General features: G+C 63.5%; 13 protein-coding genes and 2 pseudogenes. 8 read left to right on the forward strand and 7 right to left on the reverse strand.

Annotated elements, in window-relative coordinates; all coding sequences use genetic code 11:
• The first annotated feature begins 225 nt into the window (after window positions 1–225).
• The 3 genes and pseudogenes from NKI06_RS09895 (at window position 226) to NKI06_RS09905 (ending at window position 5,624) form a co-directional block, all read left to right on the forward strand.
• Window positions 226–3,417, forward strand: coding sequence for an amino acid permease (locus NKI06_RS09895; RefSeq protein WP_081726857.1), 3,192 nt, complete (start codon window positions 226–228; stop codon window positions 3,415–3,417).
• A 235-nt stretch (window positions 3,418–3,652) separates the two neighbouring features.
• Window positions 3,653–5,319: pseudogene (locus tag NKI06_RS09900) on the forward strand (FAD-dependent oxidoreductase).
• The gene (locus NKI06_RS09905) at window positions 5,319–5,624 is read left to right on the forward strand and encodes a UBP-type zinc finger domain-containing protein (protein WP_023698083.1); all 306 of its coding nucleotides are present in this window, start codon (window positions 5,319–5,321) and stop codon (window positions 5,622–5,624) included. The pseudogene NKI06_RS09900 and the gene NKI06_RS09905 overlap by 1 nt, the downstream one beginning before the upstream one ends.
• A 39-nt stretch (window positions 5,625–5,663) precedes the next feature.
• Here NKI06_RS09905 and NKI06_RS09910 read toward each other — a convergent pair whose 3' ends face one another.
• From NKI06_RS09910 to NKI06_RS09935, 6 genes are all read right to left on the reverse strand, one after another.
• Window positions 5,664–5,855: a hypothetical protein gene (locus tag NKI06_RS09910; protein ID WP_196813750.1), complete on the reverse strand. Its 192-nt coding sequence runs from the start codon at window positions 5,853–5,855 to the stop codon at window positions 5,664–5,666.
• Window positions 5,856–5,987: 132 nt separating this feature from the next.
• Complete coding sequence (locus NKI06_RS09915; RefSeq protein ID WP_023706950.1) at window positions 5,988–7,169, reverse strand: trans-sulfuration enzyme family protein; 1,182 nt, start codon at window positions 7,167–7,169, stop codon at window positions 5,988–5,990.
• Window positions 7,166–8,599, reverse strand: coding sequence for a pyridoxal-phosphate dependent enzyme (locus NKI06_RS09920; RefSeq protein WP_023755923.1), 1,434 nt, complete (start codon window positions 8,597–8,599; stop codon window positions 7,166–7,168). The genes NKI06_RS09915 and NKI06_RS09920 overlap by 4 nt, the downstream gene beginning before the upstream one ends.
• A 227-nt stretch (window positions 8,600–8,826) precedes the next feature.
• Entirely contained in the window at window positions 8,827–10,194 is a 1,368-nt protein-coding gene (locus NKI06_RS09925; protein WP_352498542.1) for an FAD/NAD(P)-binding protein, read from the reverse strand.
• Window positions 10,195–10,210: 16 nt separating this feature from the next.
• Window positions 10,211–10,687 (reverse strand): RrF2 family transcriptional regulator, encoded by a 477-nt coding sequence (locus NKI06_RS09930; protein WP_023692934.1) that lies wholly within the window; start codon window positions 10,685–10,687, stop codon window positions 10,211–10,213.
• Between the two features lie 416 nt (window positions 10,688–11,103).
• On the reverse strand, window positions 11,104–11,265 hold the full coding sequence (locus tag NKI06_RS09935) for a hypothetical protein (RefSeq protein WP_352985078.1): 162 nt from the start codon (window positions 11,263–11,265) through the stop codon (window positions 11,104–11,106).
• A 230-nt stretch (window positions 11,266–11,495) separates the two neighbouring features.
• Between NKI06_RS09935 and tauA the strand changes: the two genes are divergently transcribed.
• The 4 genes from tauA (at window position 11,496) to NKI06_RS09955 (ending at window position 14,582) form a co-directional block, all read left to right on the forward strand.
• Window positions 11,496–12,509 carry a taurine ABC transporter substrate-binding protein gene (gene tauA / locus NKI06_RS09940; RefSeq protein WP_352985080.1) on the forward strand — a complete coding sequence of 338 codons (1,014 nt, stop codon included), beginning with the start codon at window positions 11,496–11,498 and terminating at the stop codon, window positions 12,507–12,509.
• A 160-nt stretch (window positions 12,510–12,669) separates the two neighbouring features.
• Window positions 12,670–13,461 (forward strand): taurine ABC transporter ATP-binding protein, encoded by a 792-nt coding sequence (locus NKI06_RS09945; RefSeq protein ID WP_352985081.1) that lies wholly within the window; start codon window positions 12,670–12,672, stop codon window positions 13,459–13,461.
• Window positions 13,458–14,318: an ABC transporter permease subunit gene (locus NKI06_RS09950; RefSeq protein ID WP_352985082.1), complete on the forward strand. Its 861-nt coding sequence runs from the start codon at window positions 13,458–13,460 to the stop codon at window positions 14,316–14,318. The genes NKI06_RS09945 and NKI06_RS09950 overlap by 4 nt, the downstream gene beginning before the upstream one ends.
• Before the next feature lie 81 nt (window positions 14,319–14,399).
• A complete protein-coding gene (locus NKI06_RS09955) occupies window positions 14,400–14,582 on the forward strand; it encodes a hypothetical protein (RefSeq protein ID WP_023672089.1) in 183 nt (60 codons plus the stop codon).
• Window positions 14,583–14,721: 139 nt separating this feature from the next.
• Here the strand turns inward: NKI06_RS09955 and NKI06_RS09960 are convergent.
• A pseudogene (locus NKI06_RS09960) lies at window positions 14,722–14,996 on the reverse strand (GIY-YIG nuclease family protein); the annotation flags it as partial.
• Between the two features lie 283 nt (window positions 14,997–15,279).
• Here NKI06_RS09960 and NKI06_RS09965 point away from each other — a divergent pair.
• Window positions 15,280–16,233 carry a sulfonate ABC transporter substrate-binding protein gene (locus NKI06_RS09965; protein WP_023687582.1) on the forward strand — a complete coding sequence of 318 codons (954 nt, stop codon included), beginning with the start codon at window positions 15,280–15,282 and terminating at the stop codon, window positions 16,231–16,233.
• Window positions 16,234–16,360 lie beyond the last annotated feature (127 nt).

Consider the following 16,360-nt stretch of genomic DNA (forward strand, 5'->3'; position numbering starts at 1 on the left):
CCAGATTTGAGGAGATCGATCCATTCGGGCCGGTATCAGCATGATTGAACCGCAGCTACCGCAAGTTGACAGCGATCATCGGGCGGATCTGGTTTTGTACGAAGTCTTAATACGTCTCACCTAAGGTCCAACTTTGACTTCGGGAGCGCGACGTTCGACAGACATATCTCCGCAGGTTACATTCGCCAGTCAGACAGCGCTCCGCACTCGAATGGATGTCTCTGAATGCCGGGCCTCACGCCTTCACGACCGCACCCGAGAACCTTGGGATGGATGGGCACGACAGCGCTCGCCATGGGTGGCAGCAATCAAAGCCTGTTTCTGATTGCCGCCCTTTTTGTCGGCCAGGGGAATATTCCCGGTCAAGGAAGCGCCGCGGTTCCTTTGCTCGTTGTTGGTCTGCTTCTAAGCTGGGCCGCCGCACCGGCGTGGACCGAATTGGTTCTCATGTGGCCAAACCGCGTCGGCGGTATCTCCGCAGCGTGCGCCGAAGCCTTCCGACCTTACAGTCCCGTTCTCTCGGCTCTGACGGGCACCTGCTATTGGTGGGGTTGGGTGCCGACCTGCGGACTGACAGCGGTTCTTTCAGCGTCTGCAATCCAGCAATGGTACCTGCCGGGCCTCCCCGTGGAGGCGGTCGCCTGCGGGCTTATCGCATTCTTTACGGCGGTCAACCTGTGTGGAATCAAGTGGGTGGTCCAACTGGCGATCCCGATCGCCACGGCCTCCGCGACGCTTGCGTTTCTCTCATCCCTCGTCCCGGTCATCAGTGGCTCGGTCGACTGGCGGCAGGCGACGGATTTTGCCCTGACCAGCCCGTTTACCGGCCTGTTCGGCGACATCACGTCGGTGATGGCGGGACTGTACCTGATCGGGTTTGCCGCACCGGCATTTGAGGCTGCAGCCTGCCATGTTGGCGAAACCATCGATCCCAACCGCAACATTCCTCTGGCGATGTGGGCCAGCGCCGCAATGGCGGGCGTCTATTTCCTGGTCCTGCCGGTTGTCTGGCTGGGTGTGCTTGGACCGGAGCCGCTCGGCACCGACCTCGCCATTGCTCTCGGGCCCACCTTTGCGCCCTTGTTGGGGAGTTTCGGCAAGGCGGCCGCCATCTGGCTCATCATGCTGAACATGTTCCATGGAACGTTGCAGCCATTGGCAGGCGCCGCGCGGACCCTTGCGCAGCTGAGCGAAGACGGCCTGCTGCCGAGCTTCCTGGCCAGGCGCACCTCAACAGATTGTCCCTGGGCGGCAACGCTGCTCACAGCTGCCGCGGCAATCGGCTTCATGCTGTGCGGGTATCCGCTCTGGATGATCGCCGCGGCCAATTTTACGTACCTGATCAGCATCTGCATGCCAAACATCGCAGTCTGGCTCTTGCGCCGTGACAGTCCCGAAGCCGAGCGACCCTTCCGGGCTCCCAGGGGAACGATCATCCTTGGCGTAGGCGCGGCTGCAATATGGCTGTTGACCGCCATACTAGGATTTCAGCAATTTGGCCTTCCTACCGTCCTGTTCGGTCTGGCTTTGGCATATTCGGGTGCTGCGCTCTACGCCTGGCGCACGATGGAGGATCGATACGCACTCGGTCTACCCTTGCTGCCACATACGCTTCACCTGAAGCTTACCGGAGCCATGCTTTTTGTGCTCGTGCTTGACGGTGCCGGCTATTTCCTGGCGATCGGCAGCGTTCCCCAAGGCGACACTTCATTGGTCGCCGCGCTGGAGGACATTTTTGTCGTTGTCGCGCTGCTGACCATCAGCGTTGGCCTGATCTTGCCGGGAATGATCACCCATTCGGCGACCGAGGTGAGCAACGCGGCAAAGCGTCTGACATCCGGAACGCTGAAGGATTTCTCTCTCGCCATGGTCGCCCTGGGGCGGGGAGACCTCGCTGCGGCGCATGCCTCCGTGAATATCATGCCGGTTACGGTAAACTCTCGTGACGAACTTGGAGAGATGGCCGAAAGTTTCAACCTGCTCCAGGACAAGGTGAGGGAAGCCGCCCACGGCCTGGACGACGCGCGCGAGAACATGAACGTAGCGCGCACCGAACTGATGGCACGGCACGAGGAAATCGCGCATCTCGCGCACCACGATCCGCTTACCGGCCTGGCGAACCGAGCCGCGCTTGCAGCACACCTGGCCACGACGCTCGAGCGTGCAAAAGCAACGCACGCCAGCTTTGCCGTCTTCAGCATCGACCTTGACCATTTTAAAGAGGCGAACGACGTTTTCGGGCACGCCGCCGGCGACGATCTGCTTTGCACCATTTCCCGGCGTCTCCAAACCGCGGCGCCTGAGGCCTTTATCGCGCGCATGGGTGGCGACGAATTCACGGTTGTCCTGGCCATGGATGACCGGTCCGCGAGTGCCAAGGACGTTGCGGACCGTCTGTTCGAATCGGCGGCAGGCAAATTCGAAATCCGGGGCCAGCACATTTCGATCGGGGTGAGCATCGGGGCGGCGATCTATCCGAAAGACGGAGAGAATGCAGCGGCGCTGATGGCAAATGCCGACGCAGCGCTCTACCGGGCCAAGGCGGACGGTCGTCGGATGGTGCAATTCTTCGATCCTGAGATGGATAAGCGGCTAAGAGAGCGCTACGCCTTGCAGCGAGATTTGCGCTCTGCGGTCGCCCATGGCGAACTTGTGCTTCATTATCAGCCGCAAGCCAGGATGGACGGCGAAATTTTCGGCTTCGAGGCACTCGCCCGATGGCACCATCCAAAGCATGGGCTCATCTCCCCAAATGCGTTTGTCTCGCTTGCCGAACAGGATGGCACGATCGTTGAGATAGGTGAATGGACGCTCAGGCAGGCGTGCAGAGACGCGGCCTCCTGGCCCTCACCGCTGCAGATCGCCGTCAACCTCTCTCCCGTGCAATTCCGTTTCGGCGACCTGGTAGGCCTCGTTCATTCTATCCTCTACGAGACCGGCCTTGCTCCGGGGCGGCTGGAACTGGAAATCACGGAAGGGGTTCTCATCCGCGACCGGGCAACCGCCTTGTCGGTTTTGCGGAGGTTGAAGGCGTTGGGCGTCAGGGTCTCGATGGATGATTTTGGCACGGGGTATGCCTCGCTGTCCTCGTTGCAGGCGTTTCCATTCGACAAGATCAAGATCGATCGCAGTTTTGTTTCGGGTGTCGGTTCGAATGTCCAATCGGCGGCCATCGTGCGCACGATACTCAGCCTGGGGAATGCGCTGGCCTTGCCTGTCATCGCGGAGGGTGTCGAAACAGAGGACGAGCGTGCCTTCCTGATGAAGGAAGGATGTCCCGAAATCCAAGGATATCTGGTGGGGCGCCCGCATCCGATAGCGCTCTACAAAGATGTGACGAATGGGATTTCGCCAGGATCTGCCTTCGGGGAGCCCAAGGATACAACCGCACCTCAGGCGCTTGGCGTAACGCGATAGCCCGGCGCCGACCGTCGGCGCGCTGCTCTTGCAGCATACTGGTGAGCGAGGACTGCTGGCGGTACTGCTCGGGCTCGCCCTTATAAAGGTCGCACTTGTCGGCGCACTGTTTGCCTTGCAGCGCGGGGCCATGTGAGGCATCCGCACGAGTTGGTGCGGGAACCAACCTGCCCTCCCGGCCAGGCGCTTAACAAACCACTTCAAACCCGGCCGTCTCGGCGCTACGCTCGCACCTATGGCCCCACCCACCCAGCCGATCACCGTCACCCGCCGCGACCAGATGTTTCCCATCCTGGGCGACGCCGATATCGAGCGCATGCGCCGGTTCGGCGAGGCGAGTTCCTATGCCGCCGGCGAGCATATCGTCACCGCCGGCACCGTGGCGCCGGGGCTGATCGTCATCCTGTCGGGCACGGTCGATATCACCCCGGATGTCAGGCCCGGCCGGCGCGAGACCATCGTCACTCATGGTCCCGGCAATTTCATCGGCGAGCTGGCGCAGCTTTCCAGCCGGCCGTCGCTGGTCAATGCGGAGGCGGCCGAGCCGGTCGAGGCCTTCGTCATCCCCTCGCAGCGGCTGCGCGACCTGATGGTGCAGGAGGCAAGCCTTGGCGAGCGGATCATGCGGGCGCTGATCCTGCGCCGCGTCGGGCTTCTGGAAAGCGGCTCGAGCGGGCCGGTCGTCATCGGCCCGGCCGGCAATGGCGACACGCTGCGGCTGCAGGGATTTCTGCGCCGCAGCGGCCAGCCGCACCGCGCGCTCGATTCCGACAGCGACCGTGCGCCAAGACGCTGATTGAGCATTTTCATGTCGACCCGCACCATCTGCCGATCGTGCTCTGCCCCAACGGCAAGCTGATGCACAATCCCGGCGAAACCGAACTTGCCCGCTGCATCGGCCTGCTGCGGCCGATCGATCCCGACATGGTCTATGACGTCGCCATTGTCGGCGCCGGGCCGGCGGGGCTGGCGGCCGCGGTCTATGCGGCATCCGAAGGGCTGTCGACCATCGTGCTCGATTGCCGCGCCTTCGGCGGCCAGGCCGGCGCCTCCGCGCGCATCGAGAACTATCTGGGTTTCCCCACCGGCATTTCCGGCATGGCGCTGATGGCGCGCGCCTACAACCAGGCGCAGAAATTCGGCGTCGAAATAGTCATCCCCGACGAGGCCAAGCTGCTCGGTGCAGCAGGCGAGGGCTACACGCTTACCGTCGGCGACGGTGAAAGCCTGCGCGCACGCACGGTGGTGATCGCCAGCGGCGCCCGCTACCGCCGCCTCGACATCGCCAAGCTGGCCGAGTTCGAGGGCACGTCGGTGCATTACTGGGCCTCGCCGATCGAAGCGCGGCTATGCACAGGGCAAGAAGTGGCGCTGGTCGGCGCCGGCAATTCGGCGGGGCAGGCGGCGGTCTATCTCGCCAGCCAGGTGCGCAAGGTGACGATGCTGGCGCGCCGCGGCGGCCTCAGGGAAACCATGTCGCGCTATCTGGTCGAGCGTATCGAGGCGCAACCCAACATCGAGGTGCTTGGCGAGACCGAGATCGAGGCGCTGGAAGGCGAAGGCGGCAATCTCACCCAGTTGCGTTGGCGCAACCCCGGCGGCGTCGAGATGCGGCCGATCCAGCATCTCTTCCTGTTCATCGGCGCCGACCCCAACACCGATTGGCTGGCTGGGTGCGATATCGCGCTCGACGCCAGGGGTTTCGTGCGCACCGGCGCCGACATAGGGGCGGGCCAGATGGAGACCAGCCGCAGCGGCGTGTTCGCCATCGGCGACGTGCGCGCAGGCTCGGTCAAGCGGGTCGCCGCCGCCGTCGGCGAAGGCGCCCAGGTGGTGGCTGCCTTGCACGCCTATCTCGCGCGACCCAACGCAGCAGCGCCCGAACTGGCCAGGAGAGCATAATGGATGAATGCAAACACACGCGCGACATCAAGACGGTGACGCCGAGCGCGCTCGGCTGCGAGGAGTGCCTGAAGAGCGGCTCCATGTGGGTGCATCTCAGGCTCTGCCGCACCTGCGGCCATGTCGGCTGCTGCGACGACTCGCCCAACCGCCACGCCACCAAGCATTTCCACGCCACCAAGCATCCGGTCATCGAAGGCTACGACCCGCCGGAAGGCTGGGCCTGGTGCTTTGTCGACGAGGCGTTCATCGACCTGGAAGGCGACGTGACGCCGCAGAACGGCCCGATCCCGAAGTTTTTCTGAGGCGTCCGTTCCCGGGCAGGCAAGCCGACGGCCGTGCCGCTATTTCACCGAGCCCGTAACCGTGCGGTCGAGGGCGTCGGGACTGTGGTCGTTGCCGGCAAGTGCGGCAATGATCAGAAGACTGGCGACGACCGGGACGAACAGGATGGCCACGCGGGCCTGCACATAAAAGATGGCTCGCCATTCGCTGCGCTTTTCCGGGCTGTTGTCCATCACACTCACTCTCGCCATGCCTCCCCGAGGCGGGACATAGCGGCGAAGGGTTAAGCAAAGGCTGCTGAATGTGTTAACGCGCGGCGGATTGGGATTTAATCTTGACGGTCAGCGCCGCCCCTCATTGTCATCGGTACGCATCCGGTACGCCTACCCCCGCAGCGCCTGGTCCAGATCGGCGATCAGATCATCGCCATCCTCGATCCCCGCCGACAACCGCACCAGCGAATCCGAAATGCCGATTTCCGCGCGCTTTTCCGCCGGGATCGAGCCGTGGGTCATCAGCGCCGGGTGTTCGATCAGGCTTTCGACGCCGCCGAGGCTTTCAGCCAGCGTGAACAGTTGCGTCCGTTCGAGGAAGCGTTTGGTGCCGGCGAGGTCGCGGTCGAGGTCGACCGAGATCATGCCGCCGAAGGCATGCATCTGCTGGACGGCGATGGCGTGCTGCGGATGGCTGGCCAGGCCGGGATAGACGACGCGGCGCACATCTTTTCGCGCCTCCAGCCACTGCGCGATCTTCAGGCCGTTCGTGGAATGCCGCTCCATCCTGAGCGCCAGTGTCTTGATGCCGCGCAGCGCGAGAAAACTGTCGAAGGGACCGGAGATGGCGCCGATGGCGTTCTGCAGGAATTTCAGCTGGGCGGCTAGATCCTTGTTGTCGCCGACGATGGCGACGCCGCCGACCATGTCGGAATGGCCGTTGAGATATTTCGTCGTCGAGTGGACGACGATGTCGATGCCGAGTTCAAGCGGCCGCTGGATGTAGGGGCTGCAGAACGTGTTGTCGGCGACCGTCAATACGCCCTTGCGCCTGGCGAGTGCCGCAACGCCTTCGAGGTCGACGATACGCAGCAGCGGATTGGTCGGAGTTTCGACCCAGAGCAGTTTTGTCTCCGGGCGAATCGCTGCTTCCACCGCCGCCAGATCGGTGAAGTCCACAAAACTCACCTGCAGATTGGCCGAGCGCTTGCGCACCCGCTCCATCAGCCGGAACGAGCCGCCATAGATGTCGTCGGTTGCAACGATATGGGCGCCGCTGTCGAGCAGCTCGAGCACGGTCGAGATCGCCGCCAGGCCGGACGCGAATGCAAAGGCGGCCGAGCCGCTTTCGAGATCGGCCACCGCGCGCTCGAAGGCGAAGCGGGTCGGGTTCTGGCTGCGGGCGTACTCAAACCCCTTGTGCACGCCGGGCGACTGCTGGCCATAGGTCGAGGTCGCGTAGATCGGCACCATCACCGCGCCGGTCAGCGGGTCATGGCTCTGGCCGCCATGGATGGTGCGCGTGGAAAAAGCCAGGCGGTTCTTGCCCGATGGGGATGTTTCAGCAGTCATCGTGCGCGCCTCAAATGGTTGATCAGGTCGATACGGGTTATCAGGCCGACGAACTCGTCGCCATCGAAGATGATGGCGACCTCGTTGCGGTCGAACACCGGCAGCAGCGCATCCAGCGTCTGGCTGGCCTGCAGCGTGTGAAGATTGGAGGTCATGGCGGTGCGCACCGGGGCGTTGAAGCGGTCCCAGCGGCCTTCATAGGGGCCGTCGACCTTGGCCAATATATCGCCCTCATCGATAATGCCGACCAGCTTGCCGTTGTCCAGCACAGGCAGCTGCGAGACATCGGAGCGGCGCATGCGGCCATAGGCGTTGAGCAGGCTTTCGTCGGGGCCGACATAAACGGTGTCGCCGGTGCGGTGCGAGCGCATGACGAGGTCGCGCAGATCGCCATGCTGTTCCTGTTCGGCCAGCCCCTGCTCGGCCAGCCAGAAATCGTCGAACACCTTCGACAGGTACTTGTTGCCGCTGTCGCAGACGAAGGTGACGACGCGTTTTGCTGTCGTCTGCTCGCGGCAATAGCGCAGCGCGGCCGACAGCAGCGTGCCGGAAGACGAGCCGGCGAGAATGCCTTCCTTCGAAAGCAGGTCCCGCACGGCCAGCATGCTCTGCTTGTCTGGGATGGAATAGGCTTTCCTGACCAGCGACAGATCGGCATTGGGCGGCACGAAATCCTCGCCGATGCCTTCGACTGTCCAGCTGCCGGCCTCTTCCATCTTGCCGGTCTTGATCAGCGGCGCCAGCACCGATCCGACTGGATCGGCCAGCACCATTTCGGTCTTCGGCGACGTTCTGGCGAAGTAGCGGCCAAGCCCGGTCAGCGTGCCGCCGGAGCCAACGCCGACGACCACGGCGTCGAGGTCGCCATCGAGCTGGGCAAGGATTTCCGGTCCGGTGGTGGTCTCATGCGCCTCAGGGTTGGCCGGGTTGGCGAACTGGTTGGCGTAGAAGGCGCCGGGCGTTTCCGATGCGATCTTCTCGGCCATGTCCTGGTAATATTCGGCATGGCCCTTGCCGACATCGGAGCGGGTCATGCGCACTTCGGCGCCGAGCGCGCGCAGATGCTGGATCTTTTCGCGCGACATCTTGTCGGGCACGACGAGGATGATGCGGTAGCCCTTGGGGATGCCGACCTGGGCGAGGCCGAGGCCGGTATTCCCGGCGGTCGCCTCGACGATGGTGCCGCCGCGCTTCAGCTTGCCTTCCTTCTCGGCCGCGGCAATCATCGACAGCGCAATGCGGTCCTTGATCGAGCCGCCGGGATTCTGGCTTTCGAGCTTGATGAACAGCCGGCACTTGCCGGTGTCGAATTTGGTCAGTTCGACCACCGGCGTCTGGCCGATGAGGTCGAGCACCGAGGCGTAGGGCGGACGCAGGCGGGATAACGCGCCGTCCGAACTGCCTGGCGCAGCTTTTCCGTGCTCGCTCATATCGATGTGCTCCCTTGAACAAGCGACCGCCTCGGGGGCAGAGCGGCAGCGTAGCTTCTTTTCCGGCCGTTTGCAGTCGGAAAGAAGGTAGATCGTGCCAATCAACCGGCGAGAGGGGGAATGGAATTCCAGTTTGACGCCGGCTTTGGACTCAAGCCAAACACCCTCCGTAGCCATCCTTCCCACCCCCCTCTGAGGGGCGTGCTATCCCGCCGACGTCAACAGCTTTACCCCAGCAGCTGCTTGCTCAGCCTAGCGCATTGCACGCGGATGTCGGGGATGGCGTCGATCTCGAAGAAGGTGCCGCGGGTCAGCGGCCCGACGGCGAGGATCTTGGCCGATGCGGTGCCGTCGCCGGCGATGATTTCGCATTTGGCTGTGACATCGAGACCAAGCCGCAGCGGGTCGGGCCGCGCCAGGCCTCGGTCGACCAGCGAACGCACGACGCTGTTCGACGTCGTCGAGATGTCGCGGGCGATGCCGGTGCAATCATAGATGCGGGCGACCTGCAGCGTTTCCAGCGCCTTTGTGTGGCGAGACTGGATGCCGACGGTGAATCCATCGCCAGCCTCGATGCCGACGACACGGCCGGCGACCGGGCGGATGCGGCCGGTGCGCACCGCTTCGGTGACGCGGGCATGCACCTCGGGCGCCAGCCGATGGCGATGGATGTCCCACCAGGCCTTGGTGTGCTCAACGAAGCGGCGCTTGGCAGAGGACGGCCAGTTCTGCCAGATCTTCTGATTGAAGGGTCGCAGCCCATCGACGACGTCGCGCCAGTCGATGCCGGCCTTCTGGTTTTCGCGGATCAGGTCGCGAAACCAGCCGACGAAATAGGAGAGCTGCGTGCCAAGCGGAATGTCGGCGACGTCGAGCTTGATCGGGTTGCCCTTGCGGTGCGGCGACGGCCGCCGGCCGCGCCGCGACACGGCGACGATCTCGCCGCGATGGCCGCGCTGCTCGAGCGACAGGAAGGCATCGACCATGCTGAGCCCGGTGCCCAGCACCAGCACGCGGGCTTCAGGATCGAGCGCGGTGTCGGCCTCGGTGCCCATACGGATGGCGTGGCCCTGGCCGGCGCCGGGCTGCTCGTCATGGCCGGTGGCAAGCACCGCCAGATGCGCGACGACGCTGGTGCCGTTGGCCAGCACCACTTCGACACCGGACGATGTCGGCGAGATCGACAGGCTTTCCTCGCGAATCAGCCTGAGACGGCCGGTTTCCTTTTCGCGCGCTTCGAGCTCGTCGAGCACTTCCTTGAGGTAGCGGGCATAGACGCTGCGCGGTGCATAGAAGGGTGTCTGCGGCGTCTGTTCCTGGCTTATCAGGCCGCGCCCCTGCAACCAGCGCCAGAAATTCAGGGGATCGTCGGCATAGGCGCTCATCCCCGCAGCGCTGACATTCAGCACGTGCGCCGACAAAAGCGTCGAATAGGCGATGCCCTGGCCGAAATGCGGACGCTTTTCGATCAGCGTGACGCGAAGGTCCGGGTTGGGCGACTTCAGCAGATGCGCGGCTAACACGACGCCGCTGGCGCCGCCACCGACGATGATGATCGAGCTGCGGATGATCGAATTGGCGCGCGCGACGCTCATGCGAGCACGCTCAGGATCAGGCGGGGACCTTTTGCGCCGGCGCAAGCTCGTCGATGTCCCTCGCGACCGGAAGGTCGTCGAGGACGATGTCGCGCATCTCGGCCAGCGTGCGCTGGTCGAGCACCTCGGCGATCGCCTGCCGGACCTCGAGCATCAGATGTCGGACTTGGCATGTCGCCTCATTGCAGTCTTCACAGCGCTGATACTGAGTGCGGCTGGCGCAGGGGATGGGCGCCAGCGGTCCGTCGAGGACGCGCACGACATGGCCGACCTTGATCTCGTCGGCCGGGCGCGCCAAGCGATAGCCGCCATCCTTGCCCTTGCGGCTCTGGACGAAACCGGCATTGCGCAATTCGCCCAGAATGGCGTCGAGGAATTTCTTCGGAATGTTGTTGCCGCTGGCGATGTCGCCGACAAAGGCGAGCTGTCCCGTCGGCAGTTGCGCCAGATGGACCAGCGCCTTGAGGCCGTACTTGCCTTTTTTGGTGAGCATAGACCGAATGTTTCTCTGTCAGGCGATGGCCCAAAACCATCGGTTGCGAAACGCCTGACGTGCCTCCCCGCCGCGTGCAAGCTGCTTCGACACATAAATTCTACTGACATGATATACAAGCCGAGAAACCTTGATTTTGCTTCGTTTTCACGCCGCAGGGGCCACTTTGGCAAGGCTTTGTGCCGTTAAGGTCACAGCCAGCCGCGAGCGATAGCGGCGATGAGCGGCGGCTCCTGCTCCCAATGTCGATAAGATTACTATACTTACCGTCGAACACGCGGAACGTGTTTTCAAATCAACCGTCTTTTACAGCATGGATTTGCGCCATTTGGGGCTTTGCCAGGAATTTTGGGTCGCAGCCCGCGGATCGGCGAAACATGACTCCCGACAACTCGGGCGCCGCCCTGCGCCCGATATCAGGACGCCGCCTTGCCGCTCTGAGACCGGGCGGCCTTGGCGGCCACCGGCACGCCGCTTGACCGCAGCATCCAGCGGTGGCCGTCGCTGCGGAAATCGGTGAGGCTCAACGGCTCGACATCGATCCTGCGGCGGGCCGCAAGCGGCGCGCCGAGCACCAAATCAGGCCTCTTCCGTAGCGAGGGTTGGCAGGACCACCAACTCTTCAGCACCTTCGGGCGCCGTTTGCGTTTGTGCACGGTTCGACACGGGCCGGTCACCGCGCCCGCATCAGCCGGTGGTTTTTTTCTAACAAGTGCTTCTTGCTTGGAAGGATTTAACTCTACAAGAATGATAGAATTAGCTGAGTATGAACAGGCATCCGGTTTTCTCATTTTTCATGGAGCCTTTCATGTCCAGCATTTCGCGACGCATTGTCCTCCTGTCGTCGGCAGCTTTGGCGGGTGCGGCCTTTCTCGGCCCCGCCCAGGCGCAGGACCTCAACATCACCATCGGCTACCAGACGGTGGTCGAACCTTCCAAAGTAGCGCAGGCCGACGGCGCCTATGAAAAGGCGACCAAGGCCACGATCGACTGGCGCAGATTCGATTCCGGCGCCGATGTCATCGCCGCCGTCGCATCCGGTTCGGTCGATATCGGCTATGTCGGCTCGAGTCCGCTGGCTGCGGCCGCCAGCCGCGAACTGCCGATCCAGACCATCTTTGTCGTCGGCCTGATCGGCGAATCCGAGGCGCTGGTCGCCCGCAACGGATCCGGCATCGAGAAGATCGCCGACCTCGCCGGCAAGAAGGTGGCGGTGCCGTTCGTGTCGACCACGCATTACAGCCTGCTTGCCGCGCTGAAGCACGAAAACGTCGACCCGAAGTCGGTCGAAATCCTTAATCTCAGGCCACCGGAAATCGCCGCCGCCTTCGCCCGCGGCGACATAGACGCGGCCTATGTCTGGGATCCGGCGCTCGGCCAGATCAAGACGACAGGCAAGGTGGTGCTGGATTCCTCGCAGGTTGCCGCCTGGGGGGCGCCGACCTTCGACGCCTGGATCGTGCGCACCGACTTCGCCGATAAGAACCCGGACGCCGTGCGCGATTTCATCAAGGTGACCGGCGAATCCTATGCCCAGTTCCTGGCCAAGCCCGAGGCATGGTCGGTTTCGTCGCCGGAAGCGGCCAAGATCGCCAAGATCACCGGCGCCAAACTGGAAGAGGTGCCGCAGCTCCTCAAGGGTTACGTCTTCCCGACATTGGAAGAGCAGGCTTCCGGCAAATTCCTCGGCGGCGGCACGGTCAAGGCGATCGAGGCAGCTTCGGCCTTCCTCAAGGAGCAGGGCAAGATCGACGCCGTGCTGCCCGACTATTCGAAATACGTGTCGTCGAAATACGTGACCGAGGCTCTGGCCTCGAACTGATCTTCAGTTTTACGCAATTCCGGACGGAAAACCGCTTTACACTTTTCCTGGAATTGCCCTGAACACGCGCGGTTTCTTCTTCCCTGACGCCGCGTGCTGCCTGTCCCGGATCCGCTTAACGAGGGCCGGGGCAGGCTGATTTTCTTCCGGAGCCCCTTTCATGCCGCATCTCGTACTCGACCCGCATCTCGTACTCGACAAGGTCTCGGTTCACTATGACGGCCAGGCAGCGCCGGCGGTCGACCGAGTTTCCATCGATGTTGCCAAGGGCGATTTCGTCGTGCTGGTCGGCCGCTCCGGCTGCGGCAAGACCTCGCTGCTCAATGTCGCCGCCGGCTTGGTCGAACCCGCGCGCGGGGTCGCCACGATCGGCGGCAGGCCGATCACCGGCCCAGGCTCCGACCGGGCGGTCGTGTTCCAGAACGACGCGCTGTTTCCCTGGCTGACGGCTCGTGAAAACGTCGCCTTTGCGCTCAGGCTGCGCGGCGTGCCGCAAGCGGAGCGGGCGCGCCGCGCCGACCAGTTGCTGGCGCTGGTCAAGCTTGACGGCGTCGGCGACAAACGCATCTGGGAATTGTCCGGCGGCATGCGCCAGCGCGTCGGCCTCGCCCGTGCACTCGCGGCCGAGCCGGAATTCTTGCTGCTCGACGAACCGCTCGGCGCACTCGATGCGCTGACGCGCGAGCGCATGCAGACGACGCTGCTCGACCTGTGGACCGCAAGCCGGGTCGGCGTGCTGATGGTCACGCATGGCATCGAGGAGGCGCTGGTGCTGGCCACAAGCATCGTCGTTTTGGCGCCCGGACCGGGCCGCGTGGTGCGGACATTCGAGACCGGTTTCAGCCGGCGCTATGCCGCAGGCGAGCCGATCCGCGCCATCAAGGCCGATCCGGCCTTTGCCGGGGCGCGCGGCGAACTGACCGATGCGATCTTCGAAGGAGAGGTGGCATGAGCGTCACCTCCTACAGCGAGCGGCCGGCCACCGGGACCGGCGAGGCCGATGCCATTTCGGTGCCGTGGTCGCGGCCGGTGCGGAAGCGGCGCGGGGTTTCCTCGCGGGCGATCAGCGCCGTCACCATCCTGGCCGCGCTGGCGGCATGGGCGCTGTCTGCGCGCCTGCAACTGGTGTCGCCGGTGTTCCTGCCGTCGCCCGCTGCCGTGTGGACCAAGTTCATCGTGGTGATCAAGGACGGCTTCGTCGACGCGACTTTGCTCCAGCACACCGTCGCCAGCCTCGGCCGCGTCTTCGCGGCGCTCGTCGCGGCCATCATCGTCGGCGTGCCCGTCGGTCTCGCCATAGGCATCAGCACCATTGGGCGCGGCATCTTCGATCCGCTGCTCGAATTTTTGCGGCCGATCCCGCCGCTCGCCTATCTGCCGCTGGTCATCATCTGGTTCGGCATCGGCGAGCCGTCAAAGATCCTGGTGATCGCCATTGCCATGCTGGCGCCGGTGGCGCTGTCGACGGCCTCGGGCGTGCGCGGTGTCTCAAAGGAGCGCATCGATGCGGCCCGTTCGCTTGGTGCGACGCAGCGCCAAGTGGTGCGCCATGTCATCCTGCCCAGCGCGCTGCCGTCGATCCTCACCGGCCTGCGCATCGCGCTCGGCGCCGGCTGGTCGACGCTGGTTGCAGCGGAGCTGGTGGCGGCAACGCGCGGCCTCGGCTTCATGATCCAGTCGGCCGCCCAGTTCCTGGTCACCGATGTCGTGGTGATGGGAATAGTGGTGATCGCGACAATAGCCTTCGTGCTGGAATTCATCATCCGCCGGATCGAGCGTCAGCTGGTTCCGTGGGCGGGAAAGGAATGACAACAAGTTTCTGCCGGTTTGACCGGCTGCTTCCCTTCGCAGCACGGCGACCGCCGACCCTGGAACAGAAGGAGTGATGTCATGACCCAGTCCACCGCGGTGCTGTTCGCCCATCTCGGCAACTGGCTGCTCGCCTGGCGGGAGAACTCGTCGTCGCAGCCGCAACCGAAATCGCCGGCCCCGGTGCAACTCGACGCCGAACGCGACCGCCTGCCGCCACGCGACGAGGGATTTTACTGGGCCTGGCAGTATTGGTCGCAGTGAGGTGATGGTGATTAGCGCCAGCCTTCGCGATTTCGTCATCCTAGGGCGAAGCAAGGAGCGAAGCGACGCGGCGCAGACCCTAGGATCCATGCCGAGACGCTGATGCTACGCTCCAGGGGAGCAACAAACCGGGCGCCCACCACCCGGTTCCGCGAAACAGCTCAAACCACTCCGGATTGGCCTTCTCTATCAGTTCGATCTTGGCCATCGCTTCAGCGACTTCTCGCGTTGAATGGCATCGGTGATGTCGAAGAATTCCTCATACCAGACCAGCCGTTGAACACCGTAGCGGCTGGTGAAGCCTGCGCCCTGGCCGGATTTGTGTTCAGGCATGCGGCGGGCGAGATCGTTGGTGACGCCGATGTAGATCGTGCCGCGTTTTTGGCTTGCAGTCATGTAGACGTAGCCGGTCATGGTTTCAGCGTATCGAGCCTCGGTTCGCGCACAAGCGACATTCTGATCGGTTCCACTCTACGCCAAACGTCACGGCATGGATCCTAGGGTCTGCGCCGCGTCGCTTCGCTCCTTGCTTCGCCCTAGGATGACGAGCGCTGGGTTCTGAAGAAAATATTTCCACGTCAAGCAGTCAACTCGCAAAATCGTTCCTCTACTAAATTTATAGAGCTACCTAGCCTTGTCTCTCATCCACGGCAGGGAGCCCTTCCCGGCGCCGGTTCGCAGCGAAGGAAGAGGGATCATGTTCAGCCTGACCAGACGCGTTTTCGGCCTTGGCCTTTTGGCGGCGGGCATTGCTGCCTCGCTCAGTGCCTCGGCGCAGGAGTTGAAGCAGCTCAACATCGGCTATCAGAAGACCGGCCTGCCGGTCATCGCCCGGCAGCAGCAGGTGATCGAGAAGGCGCTGAGCGACAAGGGTGTCGCGGTGAAATGGGTCGAATTCACCGCCGGCCCGCCGCTGGTCGAGGCGCTCAATGTCGGCGCCATCGATGTCGGCTGGACCGGCGACGCACCGCCAATCTTCGGCCAGTCGGCCGGCGCCAACATCGTCTATGCGGCGGCACTGCCGGCCAATGGCGACGGCGAAGCGATCTTCGTCAAGCCGGCATCGCCGATCCAGTCGCTCGCCGACCTCAAGGGAAAGCGCATCGGCGTCGGCAAAGGCACCAGCGCGCACAATCTGCTGGTCGCGGCACTCGAAAAAGCAAACATCCCCTTCGACCAGATCACCCCGGTCTATCTCAGCCCGGCCGATGCTGCGGCGGCTTTCGCCAGCGACCAGATCGATGCCTGGGCGGTCTGGGATCCGTTCTACGCCATCGCCGAGACACGCTACCAGCCGCGCGTGCTGGCGCGCTCCAGCGAGGTGCTGAAGGTGAACACCTATTTCCTCGCCAACAAGGATTTCGCCAAGGCGCATCCGGAGACGATCGCCACGACGATATCGGCGCTCGGCGTGGCGGCGAAATGGGCGGACGCGAACCGCGACAAGGTTGCCGCGGCGCTGCATGAGGTGACCGGCGTGCCGCTCGATGCACAGACGATCGCGGCCAACCGCACCAAATTCGGCATCTTCCCGATCACCGACGAGATCATCGCCGGCCAGCAGGCGACAGCCGATCGCTTCTACAAGCTCAAGCTGATCCCGAACGCGGTGCGCATCTCCGACGCCGTGTGGACCGCACCGGGCAATTGAACTTTCTTGTGTGGCGGCCGGGCGGAAAACCCCCCCGCCGATGACGGTTAAAAGGTCAGGGGTTATGTGATATATAAAAAAAATAACCGGGAGCCGAAACAATAAGGTTATGTAAAGGTGGGAGGCG

Origin of the sequence: Mesorhizobium sp. M0772 (assembly GCF_040320135.1) — a bacterium.
Lineage (GTDB): Bacteria > Pseudomonadota > Alphaproteobacteria > Rhizobiales > Rhizobiaceae > Mesorhizobium.

Excerpts from the sequence above, each read along its gene's own strand:
- NKI06_RS09895 (WP_081726857.1), top strand. The coding sequence starts at position 226 with ATGCCGGGCCTCACGCCTTCACGACCGCACCCGAGAACCTTGGGATGG.
- NKI06_RS09905 (WP_023698083.1), top strand. The coding sequence starts at position 5,319 with ATGGATGAATGCAAACACACGCGCGACATCAAGACGGTGACGCCGAGC.
- NKI06_RS09910 (WP_196813750.1), bottom strand. The coding sequence starts at position 5,855 with ATGGCGAGAGTGAGTGTGATGGACAACAGCCCGGAAAAGCGCAGCGAA.
- NKI06_RS09915 (WP_023706950.1), bottom strand. The coding sequence starts at position 7,169 with ATGACTGCTGAAACATCCCCATCGGGCAAGAACCGCCTGGCTTTTTCC.
- NKI06_RS09920 (WP_023755923.1), bottom strand. The coding sequence starts at position 8,599 with ATGAGCGAGCACGGAAAAGCTGCGCCAGGCAGTTCGGACGGCGCGTTA.
- NKI06_RS09925 (WP_352498542.1), bottom strand. The coding sequence starts at position 10,194 with ATGAGCGTCGCGCGCGCCAATTCGATCATCCGCAGCTCGATCATCATC.
- NKI06_RS09930 (WP_023692934.1), bottom strand. The coding sequence starts at position 10,687 with ATGCTCACCAAAAAAGGCAAGTACGGCCTCAAGGCGCTGGTCCATCTG.
- tauA (WP_352985080.1), top strand. The coding sequence starts at position 11,496 with ATGTCCAGCATTTCGCGACGCATTGTCCTCCTGTCGTCGGCAGCTTTG.
- NKI06_RS09945 (WP_352985081.1), top strand. The coding sequence starts at position 12,670 with ATGCCGCATCTCGTACTCGACCCGCATCTCGTACTCGACAAGGTCTCG.
- NKI06_RS09950 (WP_352985082.1), top strand. The coding sequence starts at position 13,458 with ATGAGCGTCACCTCCTACAGCGAGCGGCCGGCCACCGGGACCGGCGAG.
- NKI06_RS09955 (WP_023672089.1), top strand. The coding sequence starts at position 14,400 with ATGACCCAGTCCACCGCGGTGCTGTTCGCCCATCTCGGCAACTGGCTG.
- NKI06_RS09965 (WP_023687582.1), top strand. The coding sequence starts at position 15,280 with ATGTTCAGCCTGACCAGACGCGTTTTCGGCCTTGGCCTTTTGGCGGCG.